At 64.1% G+C, this 17,654-nt stretch carries 16 protein-coding genes; 3 read left to right on the top strand and 13 right to left on the bottom strand.

What is annotated here, in order from left to right; all coding sequences use genetic code 11:
- Window positions 1-12: 12 nt before the first annotated feature.
- Together ACFWIX_RS03945 and ACFWIX_RS03940 are read right to left on the bottom strand one after the other, a co-directional pair.
- Window positions 13-624 (bottom strand): hypothetical protein, encoded by a 612-nt coding sequence (locus tag ACFWIX_RS03945; protein ID WP_377214782.1) that lies wholly within the window; start codon window positions 622-624, stop codon window positions 13-15.
- A gap of 87 nt (window positions 625-711) precedes the next feature.
- On the bottom strand, window positions 712-1,329 hold the full coding sequence (locus tag ACFWIX_RS03940) for a TetR/AcrR family transcriptional regulator (RefSeq protein WP_377214781.1): 618 nt from the start codon (window positions 1,327-1,329) through the stop codon (window positions 712-714).
- Between the two features lie 118 nt (window positions 1,330-1,447).
- Here ACFWIX_RS03940 and galE point away from each other — a divergent pair, with 118 nt between their 5' ends.
- Window positions 1,448-2,461, top strand: coding sequence for a UDP-glucose 4-epimerase GalE (gene galE, locus ACFWIX_RS03935; RefSeq protein ID WP_377214780.1), 1,014 nt, complete (start codon window positions 1,448-1,450; stop codon window positions 2,459-2,461).
- A 105-nt stretch (window positions 2,462-2,566) separates the two neighbouring features.
- Here the strand turns inward: galE and ACFWIX_RS03930 are convergent, their stop codons facing one another.
- From ACFWIX_RS03930 to fdxA, 3 genes are all read right to left on the bottom strand, one after another.
- Complete coding sequence (locus ACFWIX_RS03930) at window positions 2,567-3,853, bottom strand: citrate synthase (protein WP_377214779.1); 1,287 nt, start codon at window positions 3,851-3,853, stop codon at window positions 2,567-2,569.
- A 228-nt stretch (window positions 3,854-4,081) separates the two neighbouring features.
- On the bottom strand, window positions 4,082-5,230 hold the full coding sequence (gene dapC, locus ACFWIX_RS03925) for a succinyldiaminopimelate transaminase (RefSeq protein WP_377214778.1): 1,149 nt from the start codon (window positions 5,228-5,230) through the stop codon (window positions 4,082-4,084).
- A gap of 11 nt (window positions 5,231-5,241) precedes the next feature.
- Window positions 5,242-5,568 (bottom strand): ferredoxin, encoded by a 327-nt coding sequence (gene fdxA, locus ACFWIX_RS03920; RefSeq protein ID WP_009356972.1) that lies wholly within the window; start codon window positions 5,566-5,568, stop codon window positions 5,242-5,244.
- Window positions 5,569-5,705: 137 nt separating this feature from the next.
- Between fdxA and ACFWIX_RS03915 the strand changes: the two genes are divergently transcribed.
- Window positions 5,706-5,945 (top strand): hypothetical protein, encoded by a 240-nt coding sequence (locus ACFWIX_RS03915; protein WP_377214777.1) that lies wholly within the window; start codon window positions 5,706-5,708, stop codon window positions 5,943-5,945.
- A 48-nt stretch (window positions 5,946-5,993) separates the two neighbouring features.
- Here the strand turns inward: ACFWIX_RS03915 and ACFWIX_RS03910 are convergent, their stop codons facing one another.
- The 3 genes from ACFWIX_RS03910 to typA form a co-directional block, all read right to left on the bottom strand.
- The gene (locus tag ACFWIX_RS03910) at window positions 5,994-6,392 is read right to left on the bottom strand and encodes a hypothetical protein (protein WP_377214776.1); all 399 of its coding nucleotides are present in this window, start codon (window positions 6,390-6,392) and stop codon (window positions 5,994-5,996) included.
- A gap of 37 nt (window positions 6,393-6,429) precedes the next feature.
- Entirely contained in the window at window positions 6,430-6,801 is a 372-nt protein-coding gene (locus ACFWIX_RS03905) for a type IV toxin-antitoxin system AbiEi family antitoxin domain-containing protein (RefSeq protein WP_377214775.1), read from the bottom strand.
- Between the two features lie 203 nt (window positions 6,802-7,004).
- Entirely contained in the window at window positions 7,005-8,933 is a 1,929-nt protein-coding gene (typA, locus tag ACFWIX_RS03900; protein WP_377214774.1) for a translational GTPase TypA, read from the bottom strand.
- A 269-nt stretch (window positions 8,934-9,202) separates the two neighbouring features.
- Here typA and ACFWIX_RS03895 point away from each other — a divergent pair, with 269 nt between their 5' ends.
- Window positions 9,203-10,150, top strand: coding sequence for an SGNH/GDSL hydrolase family protein (locus tag ACFWIX_RS03895; RefSeq protein ID WP_377214773.1), 948 nt, complete (start codon window positions 9,203-9,205; stop codon window positions 10,148-10,150).
- A gap of 88 nt (window positions 10,151-10,238) precedes the next feature.
- Here the strand turns inward: ACFWIX_RS03895 and ACFWIX_RS03890 are convergent, their stop codons facing one another.
- The 5 genes from ACFWIX_RS03890 to ACFWIX_RS03870 all read right to left on the bottom strand — a co-directional run bounded on the left by ACFWIX_RS03890 (window position 10,239) and on the right by ACFWIX_RS03870 (window position 17,643).
- Complete coding sequence (locus ACFWIX_RS03890; protein WP_377214772.1) at window positions 10,239-11,954, bottom strand: dipeptide ABC transporter ATP-binding protein; 1,716 nt, start codon at window positions 11,952-11,954, stop codon at window positions 10,239-10,241.
- An 11-nt stretch (window positions 11,955-11,965) separates the two neighbouring features.
- Window positions 11,966-12,916 carry an ABC transporter permease gene (locus ACFWIX_RS03885; protein ID WP_377214771.1) on the bottom strand — a complete coding sequence of 317 codons (951 nt, stop codon included), beginning with the start codon at window positions 12,914-12,916 and terminating at the stop codon, window positions 11,966-11,968.
- Window positions 12,906-13,835 carry an ABC transporter permease gene (locus ACFWIX_RS03880; protein WP_377214770.1) on the bottom strand — a complete coding sequence of 310 codons (930 nt, stop codon included), beginning with the start codon at window positions 13,833-13,835 and terminating at the stop codon, window positions 12,906-12,908. Before ACFWIX_RS03880 ends, ACFWIX_RS03885 begins: the two co-directional genes overlap by 11 nt.
- A 131-nt stretch (window positions 13,836-13,966) precedes the next feature.
- Window positions 13,967-15,637 (bottom strand): ABC transporter substrate-binding protein, encoded by a 1,671-nt coding sequence (locus ACFWIX_RS03875; RefSeq protein ID WP_377214769.1) that lies wholly within the window; start codon window positions 15,635-15,637, stop codon window positions 13,967-13,969.
- Window positions 15,638-15,879: 242 nt separating this feature from the next.
- The gene (locus ACFWIX_RS03870) at window positions 15,880-17,643 is read right to left on the bottom strand and encodes an ABC transporter family substrate-binding protein (protein WP_377214768.1); all 1,764 of its coding nucleotides are present in this window, start codon (window positions 17,641-17,643) and stop codon (window positions 15,880-15,882) included.
- Between the last annotated feature and the right edge of the window lie 11 nt (window positions 17,644-17,654).

The raw sequence follows: 17,654 nt of genomic DNA, 5'->3' as shown, positions 1-17,654 counted from the left end.
TGGCGTCTCTGGCTACACCAGGATCTCCACTACTGGCTGGACATAGCTGCGGAACAGTTCGGGCTGGCTCATCAGGTGGTGGCTCATGATGATCTTGTCCGGCTCTAGGAACCAGGCGCGCTGCTCGTTCAGCGGCAACTCAATGATGGTCAGGTTGAAATCACGTGCGTCCCGGCCAACTTCCATCAGCCGGTCATCCACCATGTCTTCAAGAAGCTGGTCAGCCCCCGAAGCGGCCCGCTCCGCTTCCAGCTCGGCATATTCACTCCGTCGCTCCCGCGCCCACGTGAGTGCTGAACCAAAATGGGCCTGCAGCACGCGCTGGAGCGCAGGCGAATTGCCGAACGCCTCGAAGTCCGGCGGTGTCAGCTCAGGGGCAGTGTGCGGATGGGCCTTCAACAACTGGGCCCACCATGCCTCCCATTCGGTCTTCAGCGCCGCTTCTCCCCCGACGTCGGCCGTAAGCTGCGAATGGTCCGCGGGCCTGACTTTGGGTTTGATGTGCGAAAGGGCGGGGTTGCCGGCGCCGTTGAGGCCGGCGGTGTCCCGGACGTAGAGTGCGATCATCATGGGCCCGGATGTGTCCGTGGTGATGTGCCAACCGGAACCGCCTGCGTGATGCATCCGAAGTCCTTCCTTGGCGCTCCGGCCGGATCCGTTGATCCGGTCCGGCGCCTCCGGTTATCAGTCTATTCCCGCCCCGTCCCTACGTTAACGGCCGTTGGCCCCGAGTCCGTCCAAGTGCCGGTCCAGCACGTCGCGGCACATGGCTGCCGTCAGCCACTCGGGCTGCAGCAGGGCGTGCATGCAGAGGCCGTCCAAGGTAGAGAGCAGCCGTTCCGCCTCCACCACCAGCCGTTCCTGGGGTTCATCCTCAGGCAGCAGTTCCATGACAACCTGGCCAACAACGGCGGCCACTTCCCGGTAGCTGCGGTCCGCCTCTGCCGCGAGGAAGGGACGGATCCGGGCGGCATTCCGGAAGGCAAGCCAGGCACAGGCTTCCGCCGCGCGCTGGCCATCCAGGGGAAGGATCGCGCCCAGCAGGGTTAAAACGGCTTCCCTCTGCTCAGTGCTCCCGAGGGCGCTGGAGCGCACGGCCGGGATTCCTGCCTGCAGCCGCCCCACTATCCGGTCCACCACGGCCGCGAAGGTGTAGTTCAGCAGTTCTTCGCTGCCGGCAAAGTAGTGCCGGACCGAACCCACCGCAAGCCCTGCCTCGTCCGCCACCTCCCGGAGCGAGGCCCGTTCCAGTCCATCCACGGCGATGATGCGCAGCACCGCTTCCACTACATCCTGCCGGCGGGCATGGGCATCGACGATTTTAGGCACACTACCTATTTAGCACAGGCGTGCTCCAATAATCGAAACCACGCCCGGGTTGTCGTCCGCCCGCCCGTCGTCCGGGACAGCGCAGCGGCGGCGCCTCCCGTTGGGATAGCGTTGGACCATGAAGATTCTGGTTACCGGGGGCACCGGTTACATCGGTTCCCACACTGTTCTTTCCCTGCAGGAAGCCGGCCACGAGGTGGTGGTCATCGACAACCTGGCCAACTCGAGCGAGGAGTCCCTGCGCCGCGTGGCCGAACTCAGCGGCAAGGCTGCGGAGTTCCACCACGTCGACCTGGTCGACGAAGCAGCAGTGGATAAGGTCTTTACCGGTGCCGGGATCGACGCCGTCATCCACTTCGCCGGACTCAAAGCCGTCGGGGAATCAGTCCAGGAACCGCTGAAGTACTACCACAACAACCTGGTCGGCACCCTGAGCCTGATCCGCGTCATGGACCGGCACGAGGTCCGCTCCATCGTCTTCAGCTCCTCCGCCACCGTCTACGGCGAACACAACCCCATCCCCTACGTCGAAAAAATGGAAATCGGCGCCAACAACCCCTACGGCCGCACCAAAGAACAGATCGAGGACATCCTCTCCGACCTCGGCGCCGCGGACCCCCGCTGGCACATCGCCCTGCTGCGCTACTTCAACCCCGTCGGCGCGCACCCCTCCGGACGGATCGGCGAAGACCCGCAGGGGATTCCCAACAACCTCGTCCCGTTCATCGCCCAGGTCGCCGTCGGCCGCCGCGAAAAACTCATGGTCTTCGGCGGCGACTACGACACCCCGGACGGGACCTGCCAGCGCGACTACATCCACGTCGTGGACCTCGCCGACGGGCACGTCGCAGCCCTGAACCACATCGCAGAACGCACCGGCGTCTTCCGCTGGAACCTCGGCTCCGGCAAAGGCTCCTCCGTCCTGGAAGTCCTCCGCTCCTTCGAAAAAGCAGTCGGCCGGCCCATCCCCTACGAAATCACCGACCGCCGCGCCGGCGACCTCCCCGCCTTCTGGGCAGACGCATCCTCAGCACTGGCCGACCTCGGCTGGTCCACCACCAAAACCGTGGACCAAATGTGCCAGGACCACTGGCGCTGGCAGAAAAACAACCCCAACGGCTACGCCACCTAACCCCCACGCTCTATCGATTGCTCTGTAGGGGTGGAACCCGAAACGGCCGCCCACCTGTGAAGGTGGGCGGCCGCCGTCGTTCTTGCCGTTTCTAAGCCGGCGCGGTCAGCGCACCGGGTAATCGCGCTCCGGCTCGCCGATGTACAGCTGGCGCGGGCGGCCGATCTTGGTGTTGGGGTCGCTGATCATCTCTCGCCACTGGGCAATCCAGCCCGGCAGGCGGCCGATGGCGAAGAGCACGGTGAACATCTTCTCAGGGAAGCCCATGGCCTTGTAGATCAGGCCGGTGTAGAAGTCCACGTTCGGGTAGAGCTTGCGCTCGATGAAGTAGTCATCGCTGAGCGCCTTCTCTTCCAGGCGCAGCGCGATGTCCAGGAGTTCGTCGTTGCCGCCGAGCTTGGTGAGGATCTCGTGGGCCGTGGCCTTGACGATCTTGGCGCGCGGATCGTAGTTCTTGTAGACGCGGTGCCCGAAGCCCATGAGGCGGACGCCGTCTTCCTTGTTCTTGACCTTCTCCATGTAGTCCTCGGGCTTGAGGCCCTCAGCCTGGATCTGGCGCAGCATTTTCAGCACGGCCTCGTTGGCGCCGCCGTGGGCGGGACCGAAGAGTGCGTTAATGCCGGCCGAGACGGAGGCGAACAGGTTCGCGTTGGAGGAGCCCACCAGGCGCACGGTGGAGGTGGAGCAGTTCTGCTCGTGGTCCGCATGCAGGATGAGGAGGAGATCCAAGGCCTTGACGATGACCGGGTCCAGCTCGTACTGCTCGGCCGGGAGGCCGAAGCTGAGGCGCAGGAAGTTCTCCACCAGGTTCATGGAGTTGTCCGGGTACAGCATGGGCTGACCGATGGACTTCTTGTGCGCATAGGCGGCGATGACCGGCAGCTTGGCCATCAGGCGGATGGTGGACACCTCCACCTGTTCGGCGTTGAAGGGGTCCAGGGAGTCCTGGTAGAAGGTGGACAGCGCCGAGACTGCCGAGGAGAGCACCGGCATGGGGTGCGCGTCGCGGGGGAAGCCGCCGAAGAAGCCCTTCAGTTCCTCGTGCAGCAGGGTGTGCCGGCGGATCTTCTGGTCGAACGCGTCCAGCTCCGTGGGGGTAGGCAGGTTGCCGTAGATCAGCAGGTAGGACACCTCAAGGAAGCTGGAGTGCTGCGCCAGCTGTTCGATGGGGTATCCGCGGTAGCGCAGGATGCCCGCATCGCCGTCGATGTAGGTGATTGCCGAGGTAGTGGCTGCGGTGTTCATGAAGCCGGGGTCAAAGGTGACTGCGCCCGTCTGCTTCAGCAGCTTGGAAACGTCATAGCCTTCGTTTCCTTCAATAACCTGGATGCGCGGGAGCTTGAGCTCGCCACCTGCGTGGAGCAGGGTCGCCGCGTTGTTGGTCTCAGTCATGGAGTCCCCTTCATGAGGCTCTTGGGCCTCTGTCGAAAGCTTGATCCAACATCAGGTGCGCCCGCGCACTGATCCTGAGAAGACAGGTTCCAACACCCGGACTGCCTTCTTGTAGAAAGCCACCATTGATAGTCACTTAAAAAGTACCGCTCCTTGGCGGGTGTCACTAATCCGCGACGGCCCAAGGCCCCCCAAACAGCGCCGGATGTGGCGCGAGTCACACGATTGTTACGGGGTGTGCCCCAGCCGGGACACCGCCGCGTCGATGCGTTCGTCAGAACCGGTGAGGGCAACACGGATGTACCCATTGCCCGCCTCGCCGTAGAACACGCCGGGCCCGACGACGATGCCGCGCTCGGCGAGCCTGGCCACCGTGGTCCAGGTGTCCTCCCCGGCCGTGGACCAGAGGTACAGCCCCGCATCGGAGTCCTTGATCTCGAGGCCGAAGTCCTGCAGCGCCGGCAGGAGCCGTTCGCGGCGTCCGCGGTAAAGGTCCTTCTGGGCCTCCACATGCGCATCGTCGCCGAGCGCGACCCGCATGGCTTCCTGCACCGGATACGGCACGATCATGCCGGCATGCTTGCGGCTGTTCACCAGGTTCGGCATGAGGTCCGGGTCGCCTGCCACGAAGGCTGCGCGGTAACCGGCCACATTGGACTGCTTGCTCAGTGAGTACACCGACAGCAGGCCCTGGTGCGAGCCTCCTGCCACCCGCGGGTCCAGGATGCTGGGCACGGCCTCGCCGCCACGCTGTACATCCCAGGCACCCCAGCCAAGTTCGGCATAGCATTCATCGGACGCAACCACGGCGCCGAGATCCCGGGCCTGGTCCACCACGGCTTTAAGCGAGGCCGCGTCCCGTACGCTGCCGGTGGGGTTGCCGGGCGAGTTGACCCAGATGAGACGCACGCGCGCGAGCGTCTCGTCGTCGAGCTCGGCCAGGTTGTCCGTGGCCACGGAGGTGACGCCCGCAAGGGTGGCACCAATGTCATAGGTGGGGTAGGCAACCTTAGGACGTACGACGACGTCACCCGGCCTAAGCCCCAAAAGGAGCGGCAGCCACGCCACCAGTTCCTTCGAGCCCACCGTGGGCATGACGTTCCGGGGATCGAGGCCGGCCACGCCGCGGCGGCGTTCAAACCAGCCGGCCACGGCTTCCCGGAGCGCGGGCGTACCGTGGACGGTGGGGTAGCCCGGGGCGTCGGCGGCGGCCTTCAGGGCGTCCTGCACGATGGCCGGCGTCGGATCCACGGGCGTACCGATGGACAGGTTGACGGCGCCGCCGGGATGCTCCGAGGCCTTCGCCAGGTACGGAGCCATCGCTTCCCAGGGGTAATCGGGCAGGTCCAGGCCAAACCGCTTCACTGCTGCACTCACGGCCGCTGCTGTCAGTGGTCCTGGTTCTGCGGCGGCAGGGCGGCGATCATCGGGTGGTCCTTGCCGGTGTTGCCGATCTTCGCTGCACCGCCCGGGGATCCGAGGTCGTCGAAAAACTCGACGTTTGCCTTGTAGTAGTCCGCCCACTCGTCCGGAGTGTCGTCCTCGTAGTAGATGGCCTCGACAGGGCAGACGGGCTCGCACGCGCCGCAGTCGACGCATTCGTCCGGGTGGATGTACAGCGAACGCTCACCCTCATAGATGCAGTCGACGGGGCATTCTTCGATACATGCCTTGTCCTTGACATCTACACACGGCTGCGCGATTACGTACGTCACGTCCCTGGCCTCTCCACGTTGGTTCCGGCGACCCGCCGGCTATTGCATCCGGCAACCAGGGCCGGACTCTTGACATCTGAGCCTATTATCTCCCAGCCGGTTCCCGCGAACCTAGCCGACAGACCTAGTATGAACTGGTGAGTCTGCCCACCCCCTCCCCTGCTGCTTTCCTGGCCGCCGCAGCGCCCGGCACGCGCGTGGTTGTGCGCTACCGGATCGAGGGCGGCCTCACCGACGCGTTGGGCTATCTGGTGGCGTGCGACGCCGGTGCGTGTACCGTCCGTACCCGGCAGGCCGACGTCGTCATTTCCCTGACAGAGGTGGTGGCGGCCAAGCAGGTCCCGCCGGCGCCCCCGCGGCGCGCCCCGCGCGCCTAAACCTGCCTTCGCTGCGCAGGGACTGCCCCTGCGCATCCACGCCCGGCCTCACTGCGCAGCGCGGTACGTGGCCAACGCCCGCCGCACCATCAGCACGAACTCCCCTGGCTCGTTGAGGAGCATCTCAAACGTGACCCGCAGCGTTGGAACACCGCGGATGACGGTAACGTTCCAGCGCCGCCTGTCCTCGCGGTAGGCTGCCCGGCTGTTGTGGTGGGCATGGCCATCCGTTTCGATGCCCACCAGGCCGTCAACCAGAAGGTCCAGGTGGCCCATCCCGGGAATGTTGACCTGCAACTCCACCGTCAGTCCCGCTTCTTCGAGCAGGTACCGGGCGATGGTCTCGATGATGGAACCGGATTGCGGCCGGATCCTGGCCACCAGGCAGAGGATTGCTTTCTCCCGCGGGGCCGGAAAGCGTTCCCGCAGCGCCGACAGCTGGATCAACCGCTTCTTGACTGCGGATTCTGCAATGACCAGCGCCTCAAGCGGCGGGAGGCAACGGAGGGATTGGCACACAATGTCCAGCGGCGTGAGGGGGATGTTGCACCGATGAACAACGCAGCCCGGGACCGGTCTCCCATGCCGGGCGGCAAGATGCGGCTTCGGGGGCAGCCGGACTGCCCAGAGCCCCGCTGCCTGCTGCCGTGACACAGCCGGGCACGGCGTGGTGGCGCCCCGCGTGGATGAGCAGCGGGTCAGCATCAGGCAGGGCATAGACTCCCCGCGCTATCCTCTGCACCGATCCATCAAGAACACAGGCCTCAATGCTTCGACGCGGCACACCCGCCAGCCGCAGGGAGGCGGACGAGGCTACTCCGCCGACTGCAGCCAGGGTCTCAGTAATGGTTTGCATGTGGGCATGCTGCCCGGCCCGGGAGCCGGGCGCAGCCGCCGCAGGCCGCTATGTGGAAAACGGGACAGCGCAATTGCTGCACTCTTCGCTGCGCGGGGACTGCCCCTGCGCATCCAGGCCGGACCTCACTGCGCAGCGCGGTACAAAGGAAAAGCCGGAACGACGGCGGATTCCCGCCTGCCGTTCCGGCTTTCCTCTTGCTACTAGGCCTTGGCGCGGGCTCGGTTGGCCTTGGCACGCTCGTTGGTGTCCAGGATGACCTTGCGGATGCGGATGGCTTCCGGAGTCACCTCGACGCACTCATCCTCGCGGGCGAATTCCAGCGACTCTTCGAGGGTAAGCTCGCGCGGCGGCGTCAGGTTCTCGAAGGTGTCAGAGGAAGCGGCACGCATGTTGGTGAGCTTCTTTTCCTTGGTGATGTTCACATCCATGTCGTCGGCGCGGGAGTTCTCGCCCACGATCATGCCCTCATAAACCTCGGAGGTGGGCTTGACGAAGAACGAGCCGCGCTCCTGCAGGTTGATCATGGCGAACGGGGTGACTACGCCGGCACGGTCGGCAACCATTGAGCCGTTGGTGCGGTACTCGATGGGGCCGGCCCACGGCTCGTAACCCTCGGAGATGGAGGCTGCGATACCGGCGCCGCGGGTGTCCGTGAGGAACTTGGTGCGGAAGCCGATGAGGCCACGGGCGGGAACGATGAACTCCATGCGGCACCAGCCGGTGCCGTGGTTGGCCATGTTGGTCATGCGGCCCTTGCGGGCAGCCATCAGCTGGGTGACGGCGCCGAGGTATTCCTCGGGAACGTCGATGGTCATGTGCTCCATCGGCTCATGGATCTTGCCGTCAATGGTCTTGGTGACCACTTGGGGCTTGCCCACGGTGAGTTCAAAGCCTTCGCGGCGCATCTGCTCCACGAGGATGGCCAGTGCCAGCTCGCCACGGCCCTGGACTTCCCAGGCGTCGGGACGCTCGGTGGGGAGAACCTTGATGGAGACGTTACCGATCAGCTCCTTGTCCAGGCGGTCCTTCACCTGGCGCGCGGTGACCTTGGCGCCCTTGACCTTGCCGGCCAGCGGCGAAGTGTTGATACCGATGGTCATGGAGATCGCGGGGTCGTCCACCGTGATCAGCGGCAGCGGCTGCGGGTTCTCGACATCGGTGAGGGTTTCGCCAATGGTGATGTCCTCGATGCCGGCGACGGCGACAATCTCGCCCGGGCCTGCGGATTCGGCCGGAACGCGGTCCAGTGCCTTGGTGGCAAGCAGTTCGGTGATCTTGACGGTCTTCAGCTCGCCGTTCTGCCGGGCCCAGGCAACCTGCTGGCCCTTACGGAGCGTGCCGTTGTAGATGCGCAGCAGCGCAAGACGGCCCAGGAACGGGGAGGCGTCCAGGTTGGTGACGTGCGCCTGCAGGACACCGTCCGGGTTGTAGGTCGGTGCCGGGATGTGCTCGATGATGGCCTTGAACAGCGGCTCGAGGTCCTCGTTGTCCGGGGCGGAGCCGTTGGCCGGCTGCTCCAGGGACGCGCGGCCAACCTTTGCGGCGGCGTAAACGACGGGAACTTCCAGGACCTTGTCCAGATCCAGGTCCGGAACCTCGTCCGCGAGGTCGGAAGCGAGGCCCAGAAGAAGGTCCATGGACTCGTGGACAACCTCGTCGATGCGGGCGTCCGGACGGTCGGTCTTGTTGACCAGCAGAATCACGGGCAGGTGTGCAGCCAGGGCCTTACGGAGCACGAAGCGGGTCTGGGGAAGGGGGCCTTCGGAGGAGTCGACCAGGAGCACGACGCCGTCAACCATGGACAGGCCTCGCTCCACCTCGCCACCGAAGTCGGCGTGGCCGGGGGTGTCGATGACGTTGATGGTGATGGTCTCGCCGTTGGAGGAAGGACCGTTGTAAGCCACCGTGGTGTTCTTGGCCAGGATGGTGATGCCCTTTTCGCGTTCCAGGTCACCGGAGTCCATCACGCGGTCTTCGAGGTGGTTGTGCTCCGCGAAGGAGTTGGTCTGCTTGAGCATGGCATCGACCAGGGTGGTCTTGCCGTGGTCAACGTGGGCCACGATCGCGACGTTGCGCAGATCACTGCGCGATGCAGTGGCTACCGCGGTGTTGGTGGTGGTTTCAGACATGCGTAATGGCTCGATTCAGTGGAGTCAGCTGTTGTATCGCGCCATTTCCTACCGGAACGCACGAAGGATTCGGCCCTCTACACAGGGCACCTGCTCCTATTCTAGCGCCCCTGACATTTATTGGCCTAAAACGATGGTTCGCGGCCTTACTTAGGCGGATGCGTTTCCGTTGCCAAGATGTCACCAAAACCGGGCGGTCCGGCACTGGATTTATGCCCCCGGATGCCCCATTATTGCTGGGAACGCAGCGAGAATCCCGGAGAAACCATATGAGCCGCATCCCGGCCCTGACCCGATTTATTGTGCTGGGGATCACGGCAGGGTTACTGCTTTCGACGCCGGGACAGCCGTTGGGAGGGTTCCCTTCAGCGCCGACGGTGGCGGAAGTCCCCTCGGCGGCCGCCGGCAGGGCCGGCGCCGCTGCCGGCGCCAAGGCAGTTCCGCCCGCGCCGGGCGAACCGGTAGCCGCCCCCTATTCAGCGCAGCTGGGAGCCGCGCAGGGCGATTTGAGAGCGGCCGGCGGACAGTCCCTGGACGTCATGGCGCCGGGGTCCGTGGTCTTCAACCCTGTGTTTGGCCGCGACGAAGTGGTGGTTGCAGATCCGGGCCGTACTGCCCTGCTCATTGGTGACTCCCAGTCTTCCCCTGCCAACGGCTGGCCACGGCAGGCTTTGGCAGCCTTGGGCTACAACGTGCATTTTTGTGGCCTTGGCGGAACCGGGTTCGTCGCTTCCAGGGGTGCCGTGGGGAACTACATCGATGCGCTGGAGCAGGGCGACTGGCTGCTGCCGGCGCAGGCTCCCGCGCTGATCATCGTCGAAGGTGGCGGCAATGATGCCGCCCAGGGAGCGTCCGACGGCGAGATCAGGACCAACGCCGACCGCCTCCTGACGGCACTGAAGTCCCGTTTTCCCACTGCAAGGATCGTGATGGTGGGCACCTTGGCCCGCGACGGGGGCGGCCGGCGCACCGAAGTGGACGCCCTGGTGGGCAGTATCGCCGCTGCCCACGGCCTGGAATTCGTCAGCGTCGGAGACTGGCTGACGCGGTATGACCTGGAGCGCCGGCTCATGGATTCAGTGCACATGGACAACGAGGGGCGGCGGGTCCTGGGGAATCTCCTGGCACGCCGGTTCAAGGACATGGGTGTCCCTGACCTAAAGTCCCCCGCGGGAGATGCGGTGGGGGACCGCGGGACCGGACGCGAGCTCGGTTGACCCGGGCCTTCCGGGTCCATAGGTACGAAAAGCCGGCGCGGCCCCTTTGCGGGGTGCCGCACCGGCCTGTCGCAGTCTGCTTTTCGCGCTATGCCACCTCGGGCGGCAGCATCAGCCGGGCGCCCGGGATCGCGTTCAACAGGGCCTTGGTGTAGTCCTGCTTCGGCGATTCGAAGACCTCGTCCGTGGAACCGGTCTCCACCAGTTTGCCCTTTTCCATGACGCAGACGTGGTCGGCGATCTGCCGGACCACGGCCAGGTCATGGGTGATGAACAGGTAGGTCAGACCAAGGTTCGACTGCAGCTCGGCCAGGAGATTAAGCACCTGCGCCTGCACCAGGACGTCCAGGGCGCTGACGGCCTCATCGCAGATGATGACCTCGGGGTCCAGTGCCAGTGCCCGGGCGATGGCCACGCGCTGGCGCTGGCCGCCGGAAAGCTCGTTCGGGAAGCGCTGCATAGTGGACTGCGGCAGCGCCACCTGGTCCAGCAGCTCCCTGACTTTCTTCTCCCTGCTGGCCCTGTTCCCGATCCTGTGAACCCGCAGCGGCTCCTCGATGGTCCGGTAGATGTTGTACATCGGATCGAGGGACCCGTACGGGTCCTGGAAGATCGGCTGCACGCGGCGCCGGAACTTGAACAGCTCGGCGGGCTTCAGCGTGGAGGTCTCCACCCCGTCGAAGACAATGGTCCCGTCGGTGGGCTTCTCCAACTGCAGCACCATCTTGGCCACGGTGGACTTTCCCGAGCCGGACTCCCCTACGATCGCTGTGGTGGTGCCGCGCTTCACGGCGAAGCTCACGGCATCCACAGCCTTGAAGTCCGTCGACTTTCCCAAGCCGTGGCGGAGCTTATAGACCTTGGTCAGGTCCCTGATCTCCAGCACTTCGGAAGTCTTGTCCGGGACCACTGCAGCTTCAGTCGGAGCCAGGAGGTCTTCTGCGGCAAGGCCGGCCTCCTTGCTCGCCTGAATCCTGCGTGAGGCCAGCGACGGGGCCGAGGCAACCAGCCGCTGGGTGTAGGGGTGCTGCGGGTTGCGCAGCAGTTCCAAGGACGGTCCGGACTCAACCACCTGCCCGCGGTACATGACCACCACCTGGTCGGCACGCTCGGCTGCAAGGCCAAGATCGTGGGTGATGAGCAGCACCGCAGTGCCCAACTCTGCCGTCATGCCCTCAAGGTGATCCAGGATCTGCCGCTGGACGGTGACGTCGAGTGCCGATGTCGGTTCGTCCGCGATCAGCAGGCGAGGCTGGCAGGAGAGGCCAATGGCAATCAGGGCACGCTGGCGCATGCCGCCCGAGAACTCATGCGGGTATTGTCCTGCCCGGCGGTGTGCATCGGGCAGGCCGGCCTGGGACAGCACTTCCGCAATGTCTGCCGGGCCGCTGGGCCGGCCGTTTGCACGCAATGTTTCCTTGACCTGATAACCGATCTTCCACACCGGGTTCAAGTTGGACATGGGGTCCTGGGGAACCATGCCAATAGTATTGCCGCGCAGTTCGATCATCCGTTTTTCGCTGGCGTGTGAAATGTCCTCGCCATCCAGCAGAATCTGGCCCCCGGAAACCCGGCCATTGGCCGGCAGCAGTCCGATCGCGGCCAAGGCCGTGGTGGACTTTCCAGACCCGGACTCACCGACAATGGCGACGGTCTCGCCCGGCATGATGGTCAGATGCGCGTTCCGGACGGCATTCACTTCGCCATTGCTCGTTTTGAACGTGATGGCCAGGTCTTTGATTTCCAGCAGGGGCCGCTCCGCTGTGTTGCCGGCTTCCTCGATGGTGATCTCCGACGTCGTCATATGTGCCTCTTTCATCGCTGCCGGCTCTTCGGATCGAGGGCATCACGCAGGGCATCGCCGAGCATAATGAAACTCAATACCGTGATCGACAGTGCTGCTGCGGGATAGAGCAGCACCGCAGGGTTGGTGCGGATACTGGACTGCGCCGCGTTGATGTCATTGCCCCAGGACATGATGCTGCCCGGCAGGCCGATGCCCAGGAAGGACAACGTGGCCTCAAGGACAATAAAAACACCGAGTTCCATCGTGGCGAGCACGATGATTGGTGCGGCCGCATTGGGCAATACATGTCGGATGAGCGAATTGATGGGCGAAACGCCCAGTGACCGCGCAGCCGTGATGAAGTCCGCGTTCCGGACCTCGATGACGGCCCCTCGGGTGAGCCGGGCCATCTGGGGCCAGGCCAGAAGGACAATGACGGCGACGACGGTCCATACACTCTTGTTTTCGCGGAAGAAGGGCAACTGCACCACAACCAGCGCCCCGAGCACGAGCGGAAGAGCGAAAAAGATGTCGCCCAGCCGTGCCAGCACGGAGTCGATCCAACCGCCAAAGAAGCCAGCCAGCGCGCCAAGGGTAACGCCAACCAGCAGGACACCGAGAACGGAGAACAGACCCACTGTGACCGATGCCTGCGTACCGTAGATGACGCGCGCATAGACATCGCAGCCCTGGAACGTAAAGCCCAGCGGGTGTCCGGGCGCCGGCGGGCCATCCGAGTTTGCAAGCAGGCAGTTGTCGTTGGGCGGGGTCTGGGTGAACAGGCCCGGGAACACGGCGACCACCACAATGACGAAGATCATGATTGCCGCAGCGATGAACAGCGGCCGGCGGCGCAGTTTCCGCCATGCGTCTGCCCACAGGCTCAATGGCGCTTCGTCAGTCTTGACCGAGTCCGTGGCCAGCAGGGGCGTCTCCTCCAGTGGCGCGACGAAGTGGGTGATTTGTCGGTTACTTTTCATAGCGAATCCTCGGATCAAGCCAGGCGTACAGCAGGTCAACCAGCAGGTTGGCGATAACGAATACCAGCACCAGCACGCTGACGATGGCGACGACGGTGGGGCCTTCGCTGCGGAGGATAGCCTGGTAGAGCTTCTGGCCAACGCCGGGGACGTTGAAGATGCCTTCGGTGACGATGGCTCCGCCCATCAGTCCGCCCAGGCTCGCACCCAGGTAGGTGACGACCGGAATCATCGAGTTCCGGAGGATGTGGGCCATCACGACCCGCGGCCGGGAGAGGCCCTTAGCCGTTGCCGTCCGCACGTAGTCCGCAGTGGAGTTTTCGATGACGGAGGCCCGGGTCAGGCGAAGCACATAAGCAAAGGACACCAGCGCCAGGGCGAAGGCAGGCAGGATCAGGGTTCCCCAGTCAGCGTTGGTGCCCACCGTGGGTTTGGCCCATCCGAGATACACGCCGAACACCAACTGCAGCACGAAGCCGAGCACGAACACCGGGATAGCGATGACCACGAGGGAGGCCAGCAGGACGGTGGAGTCGAAGATTCCGCCCTTGCGCAGGCCGGCGACCAGGCCGAACCCGATGCCGAAGACAGCCTGGATGACCAGCGCCTCCACAGCGAGCATGGCCGTCACAGGGAAGACACGGCCCAGCGTGGCCGCGATGGGCTGACCGGTGAAGTCAACCCCAAGGTTGAACGTCACGAGGTTCTTAAGGAACAGGCCGTACTGGACCCAGAACGGCTGGTCGAGGTTGTATTGCTGGCGAAGTGCAGCAATCACGGCTTCGCTTGGCGGACGGTCACCGAAAAGCGCCCGGACCGGATCGCCGGGGAGCGCGAACACCATGAAGTACACCAGAAGCGTGGTGCCCAGGAACACCGGAATGGCCTGGAGTAGTCGTCGGAGGATAAACCGGATCACAGCGGACCCTCCGAGGACTGGCGGATGAGTGAAATATTCATTGAGAACAAGCTTCCTGCCGGTATCAAGGCTATGGGGGCCCGGCTGTTGGCCGGACCCCCACTAGCTATTTGAGTTGGACGATCCCAGAACTACTTCGCAGTGATGTTGTAGTACTGGATAACGCCGTTCCACCCGGTGTCCACGTTGGAAACGTTCTCGCTCCAGACAACCTGGCGTGCGGCGTACCAAAGCGGGATGTTCGGCAGATCCTGGAACAGGATTTCCTGTGCTTCCGTGAACTTGGCGTTTGCCTCGTCGGTGGACTTGGCGCCCAGGCCTTCCTTCAGGAGCTTGTCGAACTCCGGGTTGGAGTAGCCCTCGTAGTTGGAGCTTGCACCGGTGCCCAGCAGCGGGCCCAGGAAGTTGTAGAGCGACGGGTAGTCCGCCTGCCAGCCGGCGCGTGCCAGGCCCGGGAGGGTCTTGGACTTGCGCAGGTCAAGAAGTTCGGCGAACTTGGCGAAGGCCTGGCCTTCAGCCTTGATGCCGAGGTTGTTCTTGAGGTTGTTGGCTACGGCGTCAATCCATTCCTTATTACCGCCATCGGTGTTGTAGGCGAGCTGCAGGACCTTGTTGGCCGGCCAGGGGCTGATCTCGTTGGCCTTGTCCCAGGCTTCCTTGGCCTTGGCGGCATCGAACTTGGTGACCTCGGAGCCGGCAACGTTGTCGTTGTAACCGTCGACCGAAGGGGACGTAAAGTCGTTGGCCGGGATGCGCGTGCCGCTGTAGATCACCTTGGTGATCTCTTCGCGGTCAATGGCCATGGAAATGGCCTGTCGGCGCAGCTTTCCGGCTTCGCCCTTGAACTCCGGCAGGTAGCCCGGGATGTTCAGGGTGGAGTTACCGGCGTACGGCTTGTTGAGGTGGTTCTCCGGGAAGTCCGAGGTGTAGGTCTTCAGGGCATTCGTGGGCAGGACGTCGGTGACGTCAAGGTTGTTGCCCTGGATGTCCGTGTAGGCCGGTGCCGGGTCGGTGTAGAACTTGAACGTCACGCCGCCGTTCTTGGCCTCACGGCTGCCCTTGTAGTCCGGGTTCTTAACCAATTCGATCTGGCTGTCGTGCTGCCAGGCACCTTCCTTGGCCATCTTGTACGGGCCGTTGCCGATCGGGTTTTCACCGAACGCCTTGGGGTCCTTGAGGGCGTCCGCGGGCAGTGGCATAAAGGCCGAGTAGCCGAGGCGCAGCGGCCAGTCGGCTTCAGGCTGGCGCAGTTTGACTTCGATGGTGTAGTCGTCCTTGACTACCAGACCGGACATGGTTTCCGCGGTGGGCGCGGGAACTTCCGATTCGCCCTGCTTCTTCGTGGCGCTGACGGCGTCGTATCCCTCAATGGATTCGAAGAAGTAGCTGTTGGTCTGTGCGTTGGTGCTCAGTGCTGCGAAGTTCCAGGCGTCCACGAAGCTCTTGGCCGTGACTTCCTCGCCGTTGGTGAACTTGGTGCCGCTCTTGACCTTGATGGTGTAGTTCTGGCCATCAGGGGATTCGATCGACTCGGCGAGCGCGTTCTCAGACTCCCCATTGGGGCTGTAAACGGTGAGGCCCTCGAAGAGGAGCTCCACCACGCGTCCACCGTAAACTTCGCCGGTGTCTGCCGGCAGCAACGGGTTCTGTGGTTCGTTGCTGTACGCGGTGATGATCTTGTTCGGATCTCCGGCGGCGTCCCCGCCACCGTCATTGCTGCCGCCACCGGCACCGCATCCGGTTAGGGCAAGCGCGGCGATCGCCACAATGCCCAGTGCTTTGGAAGTGCGCGCAAAACGCATTCCGCCTCCTATGAGTAGTGGAAGTGAAGTGGGGATTCAAGCGATTCCCCCGCAGGCCCGGCGCAGAATTTCTGTGACGCAGCCTACATATGCTCGTAGCCTAACCGAACTAATTCCAGATGCTGGTACAACGTTGCCAAACCGTAATCGCAAGGTTTAGGCGCCATATCTGACCTTCGCCAGTTACGCAAGTCACATACTACTCCCCAGTAACACCACTTTTGACAACCTTGTCGTGTCGTTTAGGCGAGCCGCCATTCCCAAGCGTTCCACCACACGCCCAGAGGGCCCGGGCTCGTCTTGACTCCCGTGACCTTGGTGCTGAACGCTGTGCTCCCAACGGCTTGGTACAGGGGCAGGCCGTAGGCGTTCTCCCAGAGCCGCCGGTCGATGTCCCCCAGGAGCTCGTCCTGCCGCGCCAAGTCAGGGGTGCCCGACAGTTCTTCCATCAGCCGGTCGGCGCGGGCATCGGAGAAACCGTTGAAGTTGCTGCCTGCGCCGGTACGGAAAATCTGCGGCACGCGGCTGACGCCCAGTCCGTTCCCAATCCAGCCAAGGAGTGCGGCATCGTGTCCATCCCCCGCCAGCTCCGCGGCCCAGTCTGCGCTGCCGCGGCCGGTGTCCACCACGGTGAAGCCGGCCAGTTCCGCGGAATCGCGGATCAGGCCAAAGGCCGTGGCCCGGTTGGCATTGTCACGGTTGTAAAGGATCCGAATGGTGGGCTTTGCCCCATCTAGAAGTTCCTTCGCTCCCTCGATGTCCACCTCGCCGTACTTCGATGAACCGTTGTCCCGCACAGTCTCGTCATACTTGGGCTGGCCAGGCAGGAAGACGTGCGAGTCGAGCGGCACGGCCCCCGGCACCAGCCCGCCCACCACGGCGTCCACAATCTCCTGGCGGGGGACGGTCTTTAGGAAGGCTTCGCGCACGTCCCGGTCCGCGAACGGCCCGGAGAATTCCAGGTCCAGGTGGTCGTAGCCTGATTGGCTGTACCGTTCCACCGTGTTCCCCTGCTGTTCAAGGCCGGCGAAAAGCTCCTGCAGGCCCGCCGCCGGTTGCGGTGAGATGATGTCCGCCCTCCCGTTGCGGAGGGCCTGCACGGCGTCCTCCGCCTTGCCGGTGTAACGGACGTTGATTTCGTCAAGCCAGGGTTCCGGGCCCCACGTGTAGTCCCGGTTGCGGACCAGCCGGAGCGATACGCCGGGAACCATGTCCTGCACGATGTAGGGACCATTGGACAGGTAGAGTGCAGGGTCCTCAGGCAGTGAGTCCGTGTCGAATCCGCTGTTCCAGAAATCAGCGACCCGTTTGAGTACCGAATTCGGCGTGGGATTGTCGGGATCCCCGCGTGGCGTGTCCCGGATGAGGTCCACGAGGTCCGCTTCGTCATTCAAACCGCTCTTGGCGGCCACCACGTGGGCGGGAAGCCCGACGTCGAACGCCACTTCCCAGTCAGCGTACGGCCGGGTGTATTCCAGGGTGATGGTACGGCCGTCGTCTCCAAGTTCGGGCAGCACGGTCCCGGCGAGCCCGCTGGTGTCCGACGCCGTCGAAAAGTACCTGGTGCCGGTTCCGGCGGCGGCATCGGCGTCGTCGAAATAGCCGGAACCTGCCGCCCACGCCAGGAGGAGATCCCCGGAGTCGACCGGCGCACCGTCCGACCATCTAACGTCCTCGCTGACGGTGTACCGGACTTTGAGGGGGTCGTCGGAGACCTTCTCGAATTTGCCGAACTTGTCGTTGCGTACCACCACGGAGTTGTTGTCCAGGTAGAAGAACCCCGAGTGGGTGATGTAACCGATCTTGGTATTGATGTCGGTGTTGCCCGCGGTGCTGTACGGATTGAAGGAGGAAAAGGCGTTGGCCTCGGCGACGGTCACAGTTCCGCCCCGGGCTGTCTCCCCCACCACCACCGGCACACCGCCACCGCCGCCGGAACAGCCTGTCAGGACCAGCAGCGCGCACAGCGCCGCCGCGAATAACTGCCTCAGGCGCCTGGCCGGCATGCTGCCTCCTC

This window comes from Pseudarthrobacter sp. NPDC058362 (genome assembly GCF_042723515.1).
Taxonomy (GTDB): domain Bacteria; phylum Actinomycetota; class Actinomycetes; order Actinomycetales; family Micrococcaceae; genus Arthrobacter.
This window is presented reverse-complemented; position numbering and strand designations above follow the sequence as displayed.